Origin of the sequence: Novosphingobium oxfordense (assembly GCF_044029435.1) — a bacterium.
Classification (GTDB): domain Bacteria; phylum Pseudomonadota; class Alphaproteobacteria; order Sphingomonadales; family Sphingomonadaceae; genus Novosphingobium.
In genome coordinates, this window is the sequence record NZ_CP147008.1 from 734280 (window position 1) to 747377 (window position 13098).

Here is a 13098-nt window from a genome sequence, read left to right on the forward strand (position 1 = left end):
CTGCCGCTTTCCGAACGAGAAAGTTTGGCCGCAGATGTGAATGAAAGTAACGGGCGTTGACCTAAGCTGAAGCCGGGAAAAAGCCGGTCAGGAACGCCGCTACCCCTTCGCTGATGCCTACGATCTTGTTGGTGGCCTGGCGATAGAACTTGAAGTTCAACTCGCTCTCCGGCCGGCCATCGTCCCAATCGGTGAAGGTGCGCAGTTCGGCCCGGCCTAGTGGCGCCTGGGCAAACGCCAGGTTCGAGACGGCGATCGAAACGCGCGGAGTTTCGGGCCCTTCGGGATTGCGCCTCGGCTCGGCAGTGCTCTGCGTGACGATGCCGCGTGCGAACAGGCCGTGGCCGCCTTCGTTCTCGCTGGCGAACAGGAAGAGCATGTCGCCGGCGCGGATATGCTTGCCGCCATACATCGTCTTCTGCCTCGGAAAGGCATAGGCGGCCGCATCCAGTTCGTGGATCTCTGCCTTGATGGCGAAGGCGGGAGGATGCGCTGCCATTTCTGCAGACTACGCCATGGAAGCGGCTGGAAACAGCGTGGAATCTCCATTCAGAGCCTACCGGAGCCCCCGTGATTGTCTCCATATCGGCAACAATCTGTGGCCGAGTGGGCGGCTTACTCCGGTTCGTTTCCTGCGATATTGCGGCCCGCAAAGGACCTAATACGGCAGCGCAGGACAATTCGATGGTAAAGGAAAGCGATACGCCCCGGCGCGATCCGGCGGCCTTGTTCAACCCGGAGGAACGCTCGATTCTGGCGCTCGCCGCGCGTGATCCCGCCGCGTCCATCGCGTTCGACAAGAAGCGGACGAAAGGCTGGCGGGCGTTCGTGTTCGGCGCGCCCTACAACTACTGCCTCGCCAACGGAAAGCTTGAAGTGCTGCGGGTGACCGCGATCCTGCTTCGCCTGAAGGACTTCCCGTCCGAACAGTTCTACCGCTTCCGGCTTGCAGGATACTCGCGCGCGCAGTTCGATGCGCTGGCGCGCATGTTCGCGCAGGGTGAGGTAGCCAGTCTCGATTCATCGGCCTTCGATCTGGAGAGCCACGCCGAAGCCGCCTGAACGCCCCTCGCCTTCATCCGGAGATACGCATTCCGCGCATCTCCGGGCAGGCTCGTCCTACTGACCGGCGATCAGATGCCCCAGCGCCAGCGCCACGCCGGCAAGGGCCACGACGCTCCCCACGCCAAGTTGCAGCGGATTGACATTGCGCCTCATCGGCAGGGCGAGTGCGTTTTCGATCTTGCTCATGGTTCGCAATATAATCCGGAGCGAGCGAACTTTCTCTCGCGCTTGTCCGCTCAGTCTTATCGACATTTCCGCTGACGGAAGTGGGCTGCACGGTTGATCGCAGCGAAAAGGCCGGGCAAATCAACCGCATGCGCTACAAAATCGCCTTTGCCGCCGCCGCTCTCCCGTTCCTGCAGGCCGGACCGGCCCTTGCTGCCGGGGAAGAGCCCGACTTCTTCGCGGCCGCGCTGTGCCAGCCGCCTTATTCGACCGAGACCGCAACCCGGCTCTATGAGGCTGCCGAGAAGCTGGCCAAGCCCGACACATCGGGCCTTGGCGCCGCGATCTATCATCTGCCGGCGCCGATCAGCCGCGACGGCTTCGTGACGCAGGACGTGGTGTTCGCCGGAACGTCGGTGGGCGTCCTGCTGCAAGGCAAAGTCGCCGCGCAGGCGGCAGAACGCTATCATCTGGAGCCCGAGGCAAGCCACCTCTTCGGCGCATCGACGCTGGGCTTCGCACGCCAGTTGCCGGACGAGCAGCAGGAGATGTCCGAACTGGGCCTGATCTCCATAATCGCGCGCGAAGGTCCGGCGATGGAGGGCAAGACGCTGCTCGCCTGCGAATTCGTATCGAACGAGGACCGGCAGGCGCTGGAAGCCTACGAGAAACAGCGCCAGTAATCGCGATGCGGCGCTGGAGATCGGCCAGTTGCCGGTTCTCCACAGTGCAAACCGATGCGACCGACAGTCGTGAACGGCGGCAACGCGCCGCCCCCTCCAACGAGGCCGCCGCTTCCTTGGACGATTTGAACAATGTCGAGTGACGGACGGGTGACTGAAGTGGTTGTTTCCCGTCAGGCTGCGCTCAAAACATGTGCTGCAGGTGGCCGACGATTGGGCATTTCTTGAATGCGCTGGGCCTTCTCGTCGCGACCACTCTAGTGCCAGTGAAATATTTGCAGAACGTCTGCGGACCGTCTCGGAGCGAACGAATATGTACGGTGCCATCCAACGTGTAGGTGCTGTCAAAGAGTTCAGGCGGCAAAATCGCTTCACCGACATAGACCCCTGTATCGGTGATCATCAGGCCCAAGGTGGCCATAATCAACGTGCCGATCCCATAAATCGCCGCGTACTTGCTCTCGAAACCCGTTCGTGTGCGCTGCATATGCCCCCCGACAATATCGGCGTGAGGGCTGTTAGCTCAACAAATTGTGTGCGCCATTACACACAATCGATTGCGCTCAATTTTTCCACGGATGTATTGACGAAATGCAGTAACTCTAATGATTTGCGCAGGACATGCTAACCTTAACGCTATAGCGATGTCCGGCTCGGCAATTCGATATTGAAGGTCCCTACGTCGCAACGGTCACGGTTTTTTCACGCGCCCCCATGTTCTTCCGATCGATCGAGAAAAATTCACTTCGTCGACTGGGCGACCACTCGCCCCAACTTTCCCGCCATAAAGGACGCTCGGGACTTTTTCTGATAGCTGCCAGTCATTCGCGTCGAAATTCCTCCGCGCGGACTTAGGCCGTAAAGTCACACCATGTGCAGGGCATGCAGCAAGCCAAGGCTGAGCGTGCCCAATCCGGCCAGCGAAAGCACCACTGCCGCCGTCACCCGGCCGCCTGCCTGTGCGACGGTCCGCACATCCACGCCAAGGCCCAGCGCGGCCATGGAAACCACGGTTAGCACGGTCGCCACCCGGCTCATGGGACCAAGCGCCGCTTGCGGGATCAGCCCCAATGTGCGGCACAGCATCATCACGAGAAAGCCGACGATGAACCACGGCACCAGATGCGCCGCACCCGGCCGGCGCCGCTTCGCAGAACCAGCGGGCTCGGCCGGGTGGGGCACGATCAGGGAGAGGACAAGGCACACCGGCCCCAGCATCAGCACACGCACCAGCTTGACCAGGGTGCCCGTCTGCACGGCCAGCGCCCCCATCGGTGCGGCGGCGGCGATCACTTGGGGCACGGCATAGACGGTCAGGCCGGCAAAGGCACCGAACGCGTGGCCGCTCAGCCCCAGCGCCATGCCGGCCAGCGGCAGGCCCAGCACCACCGCCACCCCCAGCACCGCGGTGAAGGCGATCGAGGCCGCCACGTCGTCCCCCTCGGCCCCGATTACCGGCGCGACGGCGGCGATTGCCGAATTGCCGCAGATCGCGTTGCCGCAGGCCACCAGCAGCGCCATGCGCGTCGGCAAGCCCAGAATGCGGCCGATCGCAAAGCCCAACAGCAAGGCCGAAGCGACCACGCCGGCGATCCCGGTCAGCAGCCCGGGGCCCGCCGCCACGAGCGTGGCGCCGCTTACCGAAGCCCCCAGGAGCACCACGGCGACCTCAAGCAAGTATTTGGAACTGAAAGATATTCCTTCAATAAAACAAGGGCTTGGCGCCCACAGGCTGCGCAGCGCCGTGCCGATCAGGATCGCCAGAACCAGCGCTTCCAGCCAGGCCCGCCCGGCAAGTATGCGCTCGCCGGCCTCCAGGGCATAGGCCCCCGCCGCCACAGCGCAGCACAGCGCTACGCCGGGCAGCAGCCTCGTCAGGTTTTCCCGGGGAAACGGAAGTGGGACAAAACCTAGGGAAACGCTGGCTTTCATCGCGAAAATCCTTTCGCGATTCGTGCTACTCCTGCGTTATCAATCTTTCCAACGCATCAATATTGTCATTTCAATCTCTATTTCAGATTGATACCCTTCCCGCATGACTCTGGAACAGCTTCGCATCTTCATCGCCGTTGCCGAGCGTGAGCACGTGACCGCCGCCGCCAAGGCGCTGCACATCACCCAGTCGGCAGCGTCGGCCGCCATTGCCGCGCTGGAAGAGCGGCATGCGGTCAAGCTGTTCGACCGGGTCGGGCGCGGCATCGCGCTGACGGAGGCGGGGCGGCTGTTCCTGGCAGAAGCGCGCGGCGTGCTGGCGCGCGCCGATGCCGCCGAAACCGTGCTGGAGGAACTGAGCGGGTTGCGCCGTGGCCGCCTGCGCCTTGTCGCCAGCCAGACCACCGCCGCCTACTGGCTGCCGCCGATCCTCGCGGAATTCCAGGCGCGCCACCCGGCATTGCGGGTGGAACTGGCGATCGGCAATACCGATCAGGCCGCCGCCCGCGTCCGCGAGGGCGAGGCCGATCTGGGCATCGTCGAAGGCCGGATCGACGATCCCGTGCTTGCCCAGTGGCCGGTGGGCGAGGATCGGCTGGTCCTGGTCGGCGCCACACCGTTCGCGGAAGGCCGGATCGATGCCCGCTGGCTGCGGCGGGCCCGCTGGATCATGCGCGAGCCGGGATCGGGCACCCGTTCCAGCCTCGATGCCCATTTGCGGGAACACGGCGTCGATCCCGCTGCGCTGGACGTGGCGCTGGTGCTGCCGTCGAACGAAAGCGTGCGCACGGCGGTGGAGGCGGGCGCCGGCGTGGCGGCGCTCTCCTCGCTGGTGGTCGCCCCGGCGCTGGCGGCCGGCACGCTGCACGCCGCCCCGCTGGAGTTCGGCCCCCGCGCATTCCATGGCCTGCGCCACCGCGAACGCTATCGCAGCCGCGCCGCCGATGCCCTGCTGCAAGTCATCGCCGCATCGCGCCCCATCCCTCAATCGTGAGTGCCTTGGCCCTAAGTGCCTTGCCCGTAAGCGCCTGGGCCCTAAGTGCTTGTCAGGAAGGCGCAACGCCGCCACGGTTTGCCGGATGATCGAAACCGAACGCCTGCTGCTGCGCCCGCCCGTCCTCGCCGATTTCGAAGCCTCTGCCGCGATGTTCGCGGATGCCGACGTCACCGCGCACATCGGCGGCACTCCGCTGGACCGGGAAACCGCCTGGACCCGCTTCCTGCGCGATGCCGGGCACTGGAGCCTGCATCCGTTCGGGCTGTTCACGGTCATCGAGAAGGCGTCCGGCGCTTACGTCGGCAAGGTCGGCTATGCCCATTTCCAGCGCGATCTGGGCCTGTCCAACGCTGCGATCGAAATGTCGTGGACGCTTGCTTCCGGCTTCCACGGCCGGGGCTACGCGTCGGAGGCGGGGCGCGCGGCGCAGGCATGGTTCGATGCGACGCACGGCCTACGCACCGCCTGCCTGATCGCGCCGGCCAACCTGCCCTCGCTGCGGCTGGCGGACCGGCTGGGGTACCGCGAAGTGGATCGGTTCGTGCCCAATGGCCGGGATCCGGAGCGAAAAATCGTGGTTCTGGCCCGCGATCCCGGCGGAACCTGAAGCCTGCGGGTAATTGCCGGTTGCCGCGCAGGGCGGAAGCGCCCACAGGGGCATGCGATGGCGCGACAGGATGCGCAAATACCCGGTGCCCCGAAACCATGGGCACCGGTGCGCAAAGCCGGCACCGATCTTCAACGAGGACTATTGATGGTACGCAGGGACGGTGCGGAAAACGGCACGGAAACCAGAGCGATCGATCGCATCCAGGTGAACTTGCTTGCCCGCTCGGAACGCCGCCTGCTCAACTGGCTCTGCGCGCGCATGCCGAACTGGCTGATGCCGGACATGCTGACCGCCGTGGGCATGATCGGCGCGCTGATGGTCTTCGCCGGCTATTGCGCCAGCAATCTGGGCGACAACTGGCTGTGGATCTCCATCGCCGGCTATTTCGTGCAGTGGTTCGGGGACTCCATGGACGGCAGCCTCGCCCGCTTTCGCAAGACGGAGCGGCCGCGCTACGGCTATTTCCTGGACCATAGCTGCGATGGGCTGGCGACGACGCTGGTGGTGGTGGGTATCGGGCTCAGCCGCTACGTCCTGCTGGAAGTGGCGCTGATCGCGCTGGTGGGATACCTGCTGCTGTCGATCCACGCCTTCCTTGCGGTGCGCGTGCTGGGCGAGATGAAGCTGTCCTATGCCTATGCCGGGCCCACCGAACTGCGCTTCATGCTGATCGGGCTGACCCTGGCGATGATCGCGGCGGGATCGCAGCCGGTATTGTTGGGCGTGCTGACGTGGTTCGACGTGTTCGTGGGCTCCATCGGCCTGCTGCTCATCGTGTTCTTCGTGCTGCAGACGCTGCGCACCGCGCGCCGGCTGGCGGTGGACGAGCCTGCCATCCGCATGCCGAGATAGGAAACCGCCATGGACGAAGCCCGGATCGCCCTCGCCCGCGCCTGCCTTGCCGCATCGCATGATGGCAGCCTTGCCTTTCCGGAGATCGTCGGCCGCCTGATCGCGGGTGGGTTTGAGGGCTATACCGTCGATTATCGCCGCGAGACGCAGACGTTCTACCTTCCGGATGGCGACAGTCTGGTGCTGGACATGCCGCAGGCGTCAGGCCCGGTGGCCGCCATGTTCGATGCCACCGGCGTGGAAGCGGCGGTGCGCTGGGCGCAATCGGGCGATCCCGATTATCGCTTCGATGCCTTCAGCGCCCGTGTGAAGGCATCGGGCTGTGCCGGCTACATCGTCTCGTTCCCCGGCCGCCGCGTGCTCTATTTCGGGCGTACGGCCGAGACGCATCTGGAACTTTTCCCGCAGTAAACCGGCCGATCGGGGCAGACAAATCGGCGGCGGGACAAATTTTTTCCGGCACCATGTCACATCGACGCGCGCCCGATCGTCATGACGGCATCGAACCCATGAAAGGACGATGCGATGACTCCCCGTGCCGATATCTACACCGTCTCCCCCTCGCTGTTCAAAGCCTGGTACGGCTTTTCCATGCAAGTGGGCGAATGCGGGCTTGAAAAGCCGCTGCTCGAACTCGTGAAGATCCGCGCCTCGCAGATCAACGGCTGCGCCAACTGCCTCAACATGCACACCGCCGAAGCGCGGCAGGCGGGCGAGACGGAGCAGCGCATCCACCTGTTGGCCGCCTGGCACGAAGCCCCGTGCTATACCGACCGCGAACGCGCCGCGCTGGCCTGGACAGAACACATGACCGAGGTTGCCACCAAGCGCGCGCCCGATGCAGTCTATGCAGCGCTCGACGCGCAGTTCGACAAGGAGGAACAGTTGAAGCTGACCCTGGCCATCAACGTCATCAACGGCTGGAACCGGCTGGCGGTAGGCTTCAACCTCTACGCGCCGGAACTGGGCTGGAAGTGACGGACAGCGCCGCCGCCCTGTTCGATGCGCAACGGCCCGGGCTGTTGCGCGTCGCCTACCGGATGCTCGGATCCATGGCCGATGCCGAGGATGTGCTGCAGGAAGCCTATCTGCGCTGGGCGGGGGCGGACCGGGCGGCGGTGGAAGTGCCTGCCGCCTACCTGCGCCGCGTGGTCACGCGGCTGTGCCTCGATCACCTGAAATCCGCCCGCGTGCGGCGCGAAACCTACACCGGCCCCTGGCTGCCCGAACCGGTGGTGGAGGAAGAACCGGTGGAAGACGTGACCCTGCCGCTGCTGCTGGCGCTGGAGCGGCTTTCCCCGCTGGAGCGCGCGGCCTTCCTGCTGCACGACGTTTTCGGCGAGAGCTTCGATGCCATCGCCCAGTCCATCGGCCGCGATCCGGCGGCCTGCCGCCAGTTGGCCACCCGCGCCCGCGCCAATGTGCGGATGGAGCGGCCGCGCTACACCGTGGACCGCGCGCACGGCATGGCGATCGCCGATGCCTTCTTCCAGGCCTCTCGCGGCGAAGGGCTGGCCAATCTGGGCGCACTGTTGGCGGCGGACGTGCGCTTTCACTCGGACGGCGGCGGCAAACGCCCCGCCGTTTCGCGCGTGCTGGAAGGCGCGGTGGAAGTGGTGCGCGCGCATCAGGCGCTGGAACGCCTGCGCCGCGCGCCCTCCACCCTGGTGCGCTATGGCTTCGTCAACGGCCTCCCCGGCTTCGTCACGCGCGAGCCCGACGGCATCCTGCAGACCACGGCCCTGCTGATCGAAGACGGCCTGATCCGCGCCATCTACGTGACGCGCAACCCGGACAAGCTGCGTCATCTGGAGAGCGCGGTGCATTGATGATTGCGACCGGATCGAAAATCCCATCGCCCAGATTGCGGACTATCAACACTCTGGCATTATCAATGCGATGAAGCGTCGCAGCGTCGCAATATGCACGGCCATTGGCATTGCCGGAACGGCCTGTTTCACCCTGCCGATCTGGGGCATGGCCCCTGCCGTGTTCCTGGATTCCCAGCGAACCGTTATCGCCCGAAGCATTTCCCCTGATGGGCGCCGGGTGGCGCAGGTCGAGCGTCTGGTCGTTGGCGGCGTGCCCAATATCGTCGTGATGGTTCGATCGTCGCGGGCGCCCGATTGGTATCTTGTCGGTTGTGCCGCCGCTTCGCACCATGGAGAAACCGATGCCGCTCTGCGCTGGACCTCCGGCTACACACTGGAAATCAGCCAAAGGGACGGGAAGTTCTGGCAACAGGGCTACGCGCCTTTTCACGACAAGCCTTGTCCGGCGCTGGAGGTAACCTTCCGGCCGTTCCCCGCCTAGCGTTGGCCATCGATCGGCAACGCCTTGCACACTTGGCCGTGCAAGCTGTGCGATTGGCCGACAAAGGAAAGCTTGTGCTTGACCTCCTTTTCTCAACTTAATAGGTTGAGTTTACCCCGCAGGCTATCGGTGACCGACCAATTCCTGCTGTTCAAGGGGTTTTCGGTCCGCGGCTTTTGACAGGGATGCAGCTTGCTCCGCGATACCAACGGCTAAAGCGCGCGATGCTCGGGCGACCACGCCAAGCGTCGTGTTCCCCTCTCGAAACGATGAGGTGATACGATGCCGAAGATCCACACTCCCATTTCCTGACGCCTGAAGGGCCAGATCGGACAGCCGGGCATTCCCGCGCCGGACAACCGTGCGCGCAGGCCCGCCGCGGTCCCCCGTAAACGTCCCGCGATGCGCTGAAACCGCGCTTTGCGAAGGATCCGTCGCGCCCGTCAGGGCCAGCTCCGGCCGCCTTGCGGTGTGTCGGCTGGAACGGCGCGCGTCCCGTCATCATCGAGGCCGCAAGGCCTCGCCAACCAATCCAGCCAATCGAACGAAATCGCCGTCCGCAGTTTGTCGTCACGCCTGCGGGACGGATCATCAGGGAAAACTATTCGATGTTCCGCAGTCTTGCTTTCGCCGCCAGCCCCAGATCCAGCACCTTGGCACTTGCCGCCGCGCTGGTCGCTCCCGCGCTGTTTGCCGTCCCCGCCCATGCCGAGGACGATGCCGCCCCCGCCGCCGCACCGGCGGAAGCAGCAGCTGAAACGGCAGCTGAAACTGGGGCCGAAGGGGGCACCGCGATCATCGTCACCGCCTCGCGCCGCCGTGACGAGAACGTGCAGGACGTGCCGGTGGCGATCTCCGTCGTCACGGCGGAAGCGCTGGAACGCCGGGGCGACTATACGCTGGGATCGATCCAGCAGCAGGTGCCCAGCCTTCAGGTCATCACCTTCAACCCGCGCAACACCAACATCAACATTCGCGGCCTGGGCTCCAACGTCTCGCTCACCAACGACGGGCTTGAGAACGGCGTCGGCTTCTACATCGACAACGTCTACTACGGCCGCGTCGGCCTGGCGCAGTTCGACCTTGTGGACCTTCAGGGCATCGAAGTGCTGCGCGGACCGCAGGGCACGTTGTTCGGCAAGAACACCACTTCGGGCGTGATCAACGTCACCTCGCGCAAGCCGACGTTCGATCCGGAGCTTTCGGCAGAGGCCAGCATCGGCAATTACGGCTACTACCAGGTCCGCGCCTCCGCTTCGGGCGGTCTGGTCAAGGACCTGCTGGCCGTGCGCCTGTCCGGCGCGATCAGCGAGAACGACGGCTTCCTCTGGAACAAGACCACCAACAGCCGCGCGCAGAACTATTCGAACAAGAGCATTCGCGGGCAACTGCTGTTCACCCCCGATCCGGATTTCGAAGTCCGCATCATCGGCGACTATGCGCGGCAGAAGCAGGACTACGTCCTGAACCTCTTCGCCGGCCCGCACACCACGTATGCGGACGGCACCACGATCGCCGGCAACTGGGCCCAGCGCGCCGCGCGCTTCGCAGGCTATACCCTGCCCAGCTTCAACGCGTTCGACCGCGTGGGCGAGGCGGACAGCCACTACCAGTCGAACATGGCCGGTTACGGCGTTTCCGGTCAGGTGGACTGGAAGCTGGGCGGCGCCACGCTGACCTCGATCACGGCCTATCGCTGGTGGGACTGGGATCCGGCCAACGATGGCGACAGCACCTCGCTCCCCATCGTCGTCAAGGCGCAGCAGGCCAACCGCCAGCGCCAGTTCAGCCAGGAACTGCGCCTCGCCTCCAAGGACAACGGCGTGTTCGACTACGTGGTCGGCGCCTATTACTTCTGGCAGACCGTGCGCGGCTACGGCGCCACCGGCTATGGTTCCGCCGCGCCGCTGTGGTTCCTGGGTGCCTCCAACGCAGTGAACAACGCCGCGCTTAGCGGGTACGAGGTCAATTCCTACTCCGAACCGCAGACCAAGACGATCGCCGGCTTCGGCCAGGCGGACTGGCACTTCACCCCTTCGCTGACGCTGACCGCCGGCCTGCGCTTCACGCATGAAGAGAAGAAGGGCGTCTACCAGCAGTGGGTGGCGCAGGCGGCCGACATTTCCAGCTTCTCCGCCGCGCAGCAGGCGCAGATCCTGGCCGTTCGTGCCAGCTTCAACAAAGTCGTGCCGCTCTACGAGACCAGCTTCAACGACAACAGCCTGTCGGGCCTGATCTCGCTGAACTGGAAGGTCGCGCGCGATGTGATGGTCTACGGCAGCTATTCGCGCGGTAACAAGTCGGGCGGGCTCAACCTGACCCAGCTGCCCTCCAGCGTCACCGACGCGACGGTGAAGCCGGAAAAGGTCGATGCCTTCGAAGTGGGCGTGAAGTCCCAGTTCCTGGACCGCCGCGCCACTTTCAACGCCGCCGGATTCTGGACCGAGATCAGCGACTACCAGACCGCGATCACCGATCTGGACCCGTCCAACCCGCTGGTCAGCCGCCAATACATCGCCAATATCCCCAAGGTCCGCTCACGCGGGTTCGAGGGCGATCTGACGGTCGCCGCCACCGACTACCTCTCGTTCAACGCATCGGGCACGTACACCGACGCCAGCTACGTCAGCTACAAGAATGCCCCGCAGGCGTTCGAGCGGCTGGACCTTGGCGCGATCCAGGATCTTTCGGGCGAGCGTCTGCCCGGCGTGCCCAAGTGGGCCTGGACGCTGGGTGCGGACTTCAACCATGCGTTGACCTCGCTGGGCGGCAAGGAAGTCTCGATCTACGCCCACGCGGACTACGCCTACCGGTCGAACTACAACACCTCGGCCTCGAACTCGGCCTGGGCGCAAGTGCCCGGCTATGGCCTCGCCAACGGCCGCATCGGCTTCCGCACCGACGACGGCATCTGGGACTTCTCGATCTGGGCCAAGAACCTGTTCGACAAGAACTACTACGTCGCGCTGGGCGCCGCGAACACCGGCGTGGTCACCGCGCAGCTGGGTGAGCCGCGCACCTTCGGCGCCACCCTGCGCACCAAGCTCTAAGGCCGGATAGAGGAGCCCCCCGCCATGCATTATCGTTCGTTTGCACGACAGCGGTCGCGCTATCAAAAGCTGGATGCATGGCGGCTGTTCCGCTTCACCGCACTGGCCGTTCCCATCTATGCCGCCGCGCAGCCGGTGATCGCCTTCGTTCCCGCCATCCTGGCACGGAACTACGGCATCCCGCTGGCGGGGCTGGGGCTGGTCTACCTGATCGGGCAGGTGGTCAATTCGCTGCTCGATCCGGTGATCGGCGCGCTCAGCGACCGCACGCGCAGCCGGTTCGGCCGGCGCAAGCCGTGGATCGCAGGCGGCGGCCTGCTGTTCATCGCCGGCGCTTCCATGCTGTTCTTTCCGCCAGCCGGCATCGGCCTTGGCTGGGTGAGCGTGGGCGTGCTGCTCTACTACACCGGGGCTTCGGCAGCGCAGACCGCGCTGCTGGCATGGTCCGGCGAGATCAGCGGCAATTACAACGAACGCACCCGCATCGCTTCCCAGTTCACGTTGCTGTCGTCCAGCGCACTGGTGCTGGCGCTGCTGCTGCCGGCCCTCGCCGATCAGGTCCGCCCCGATGACGGCCCGCTGCGGCTGACGCTGTTCGGCGTGCTGGTGCTGGTAACCGCCGTGCCTGGCCTGCTGCTGACGCTGACCGCCGTGCCGGAAGTTCCGGCATCCGAAGCGCCGGAGCCCTTCGCAGAGCCCTTCTCACTGGGCAAGACGCTGAAGGCGATCTTCGGCAATGCCTTGCTGCTGCGCGTGCTGGCTGCCGATGCCGCCGTCACCGCCGGGCAAGGCGTGCGCACCGCGCTGCTGCTGTTCATCGTCACCATCTATTTCGGACGCCCGGAATGGGCGGCTGGCTTCTTCCTGCTGCAATATTCGTTCGGCGTGCTGGCCGGGCCGCTGTGGCGCCGCATCGGCCTGCTGCTGGGCAAGAGCCGTGCCGCCGTGCTGGCCGAACTGACGCAGGCCGCGATCAACTTCGGCCTTCTGCTGCTGACCCCCGACCGTTTCGGCCTGATGATGGTGCTGGCCGTCGCGCAGGGCCTGTCGCAAGGCTCCGGCAATCTGATGCTGCGTTCGATGGTGGCCGACGTTGCCGACCTGCACCGCGCCGAAACCGGCGAGGATCGCGTGGGCCTCTACTACTCGGTCTTCAGCGTATCGATGAAGCTGGGCAGCGCGCTGGCGCTTGGCATCGCCCTGCCGCTGGTCTCCGCCTTCGGCTTCGATCCCAAGGCCGCGACCAACACGCCGGAGGCGCTGAACGCCCTGCTGCTGGTCTTCGCCCTCGGCCCGGCACTGGCCCACACGCTGGCCGCCGCGCTGGTTCATCGCTTCCCGCTGGACGCATCGCAGCACGCCGAAATCCGCCGCCAGATCGAGGCCCGCGACGATGTCTACGCCGCCGTCCTCGTGCCGGCCGAATAACTC

General features: G+C 65.1%; 15 protein-coding genes. 11 read left to right on the forward strand and 4 right to left on the reverse strand.

Annotation, left to right across the window (positions count from 1 at the left end; all coding sequences use genetic code 11):
* Positions 1–61: 61 nt before the first annotated feature.
* On the reverse strand, positions 62–499 hold the full coding sequence (locus WBP07_RS26105; RefSeq protein ID WP_395397992.1) for a hypothetical protein: 438 nt from the start codon (positions 497–499) through the stop codon (positions 62–64).
* A gap of 185 nt (positions 500–684) precedes the next feature.
* Here WBP07_RS26105 and WBP07_RS26110 point away from each other — a divergent pair, with 185 nt between their 5' ends.
* Complete coding sequence (locus WBP07_RS26110; protein ID WP_395397993.1) at positions 685–1062, forward strand: hypothetical protein; 378 nt, start codon at positions 685–687, stop codon at positions 1060–1062.
* A 57-nt stretch (positions 1063–1119) separates the two neighbouring features.
* Here the strand turns inward: WBP07_RS26110 and WBP07_RS26115 are convergent, their stop codons facing one another.
* On the reverse strand, positions 1120–1251 hold the full coding sequence (locus WBP07_RS26115) for a hypothetical protein (protein ID WP_395397994.1): 132 nt from the start codon (positions 1249–1251) through the stop codon (positions 1120–1122).
* Positions 1252–1379: 128 nt separating this feature from the next.
* Here WBP07_RS26115 and WBP07_RS26120 point away from each other — a divergent pair, with 128 nt between their 5' ends.
* Entirely contained in the window at positions 1380–1913 is a 534-nt protein-coding gene (locus tag WBP07_RS26120) for a hypothetical protein (protein ID WP_395397995.1), read from the forward strand.
* A gap of 184 nt (positions 1914–2097) precedes the next feature.
* Here the strand turns inward: WBP07_RS26120 and WBP07_RS26125 are convergent, their stop codons facing one another.
* On the reverse strand, positions 2098–2400 hold the full coding sequence (locus WBP07_RS26125; RefSeq protein ID WP_395397996.1) for a hypothetical protein: 303 nt from the start codon (positions 2398–2400) through the stop codon (positions 2098–2100).
* Between the two features lie 377 nt (positions 2401–2777).
* Positions 2778–3845 (reverse strand): YeiH family protein, encoded by a 1068-nt coding sequence (locus tag WBP07_RS26130; RefSeq protein ID WP_395397997.1) that lies wholly within the window; start codon positions 3843–3845, stop codon positions 2778–2780.
* 103 nt (positions 3846–3948) lie between these two features.
* Between WBP07_RS26130 and WBP07_RS26135 the strand changes: the two genes are divergently transcribed.
* The 9 genes from WBP07_RS26135 to WBP07_RS26175 all read left to right on the forward strand — a co-directional run bounded on the left by WBP07_RS26135 (position 3949) and on the right by WBP07_RS26175 (position 13095).
* Complete coding sequence (locus WBP07_RS26135; RefSeq protein WP_395397998.1) at positions 3949–4839, forward strand: LysR substrate-binding domain-containing protein; 891 nt, start codon at positions 3949–3951, stop codon at positions 4837–4839.
* An 85-nt stretch (positions 4840–4924) separates the two neighbouring features.
* Positions 4925–5449 (forward strand): GNAT family N-acetyltransferase, encoded by a 525-nt coding sequence (locus tag WBP07_RS26140; protein WP_395397999.1) that lies wholly within the window; start codon positions 4925–4927, stop codon positions 5447–5449.
* A 147-nt stretch (positions 5450–5596) separates the two neighbouring features.
* The gene (locus tag WBP07_RS26145; protein ID WP_395398000.1) at positions 5597–6304 is read left to right on the forward strand and encodes a CDP-alcohol phosphatidyltransferase family protein; all 708 of its coding nucleotides are present in this window, start codon (positions 5597–5599) and stop codon (positions 6302–6304) included.
* A 9-nt stretch (positions 6305–6313) separates the two neighbouring features.
* On the forward strand, positions 6314–6715 hold the full coding sequence (locus tag WBP07_RS26150) for a DUF1398 domain-containing protein (RefSeq protein WP_395398001.1): 402 nt from the start codon (positions 6314–6316) through the stop codon (positions 6713–6715).
* A 114-nt stretch (positions 6716–6829) separates the two neighbouring features.
* A complete protein-coding gene (locus tag WBP07_RS26155; protein ID WP_395398002.1) occupies positions 6830–7282 on the forward strand; it encodes a carboxymuconolactone decarboxylase family protein in 453 nt (150 codons plus the stop codon).
* A complete protein-coding gene (sigJ, locus tag WBP07_RS26160) occupies positions 7279–8133 on the forward strand; it encodes an RNA polymerase sigma factor SigJ (protein ID WP_395398003.1) in 855 nt (284 codons plus the stop codon). Before WBP07_RS26155 ends, sigJ begins: the two co-directional genes overlap by 4 nt.
* A 70-nt stretch (positions 8134–8203) precedes the next feature.
* Positions 8204–8617 (forward strand): hypothetical protein, encoded by a 414-nt coding sequence (locus WBP07_RS26165; RefSeq protein WP_395398004.1) that lies wholly within the window; start codon positions 8204–8206, stop codon positions 8615–8617.
* Positions 8618–9225: 608 nt separating this feature from the next.
* Entirely contained in the window at positions 9226–11667 is a 2442-nt protein-coding gene (locus WBP07_RS26170) for a TonB-dependent receptor (protein ID WP_395398005.1), read from the forward strand.
* Between the two features lie 24 nt (positions 11668–11691).
* Entirely contained in the window at positions 11692–13095 is a 1404-nt protein-coding gene (locus WBP07_RS26175) for an MFS transporter (RefSeq protein ID WP_395398006.1), read from the forward strand.
* Positions 13096–13098: the final 3 nt, after the last annotated feature.

Excerpts from the sequence above, each read along its gene's own strand:
- WBP07_RS26155 (WP_395398002.1), top strand. The coding sequence starts at position 6,830 with ATGACTCCCCGTGCCGATATCTACACCGTCTCCCCCTCGCTGTTCAAA.
- WBP07_RS26145 (WP_395398000.1), top strand. The coding sequence starts at position 5,597 with ATGGTACGCAGGGACGGTGCGGAAAACGGCACGGAAACCAGAGCGATC.
- WBP07_RS26105 (WP_395397992.1), bottom strand. The coding sequence starts at position 499 with ATGGCAGCGCATCCTCCCGCCTTCGCCATCAAGGCAGAGATCCACGAA.
- WBP07_RS26175 (WP_395398006.1), top strand. The coding sequence starts at position 11,692 with ATGCATTATCGTTCGTTTGCACGACAGCGGTCGCGCTATCAAAAGCTG.
- WBP07_RS26140 (WP_395397999.1), top strand. The coding sequence starts at position 4,925 with ATGATCGAAACCGAACGCCTGCTGCTGCGCCCGCCCGTCCTCGCCGAT.
- WBP07_RS26130 (WP_395397997.1), bottom strand. The coding sequence starts at position 3,845 with ATGAAAGCCAGCGTTTCCCTAGGTTTTGTCCCACTTCCGTTTCCCCGG.
- WBP07_RS26115 (WP_395397994.1), bottom strand. The coding sequence starts at position 1,251 with ATGAGCAAGATCGAAAACGCACTCGCCCTGCCGATGAGGCGCAATGTC.
- WBP07_RS26150 (WP_395398001.1), top strand. The coding sequence starts at position 6,314 with ATGGACGAAGCCCGGATCGCCCTCGCCCGCGCCTGCCTTGCCGCATCG.
- WBP07_RS26125 (WP_395397996.1), bottom strand. The coding sequence starts at position 2,400 with ATGCAGCGCACACGAACGGGTTTCGAGAGCAAGTACGCGGCGATTTAT.
- WBP07_RS26165 (WP_395398004.1), top strand. The coding sequence starts at position 8,204 with ATGAAGCGTCGCAGCGTCGCAATATGCACGGCCATTGGCATTGCCGGA.
- WBP07_RS26120 (WP_395397995.1), top strand. The coding sequence starts at position 1,380 with ATGCGCTACAAAATCGCCTTTGCCGCCGCCGCTCTCCCGTTCCTGCAG.
- WBP07_RS26110 (WP_395397993.1), top strand. The coding sequence starts at position 685 with ATGGTAAAGGAAAGCGATACGCCCCGGCGCGATCCGGCGGCCTTGTTC.
- WBP07_RS26170 (WP_395398005.1), top strand. The coding sequence starts at position 9,226 with ATGTTCCGCAGTCTTGCTTTCGCCGCCAGCCCCAGATCCAGCACCTTG.
- WBP07_RS26135 (WP_395397998.1), top strand. The coding sequence starts at position 3,949 with ATGACTCTGGAACAGCTTCGCATCTTCATCGCCGTTGCCGAGCGTGAG.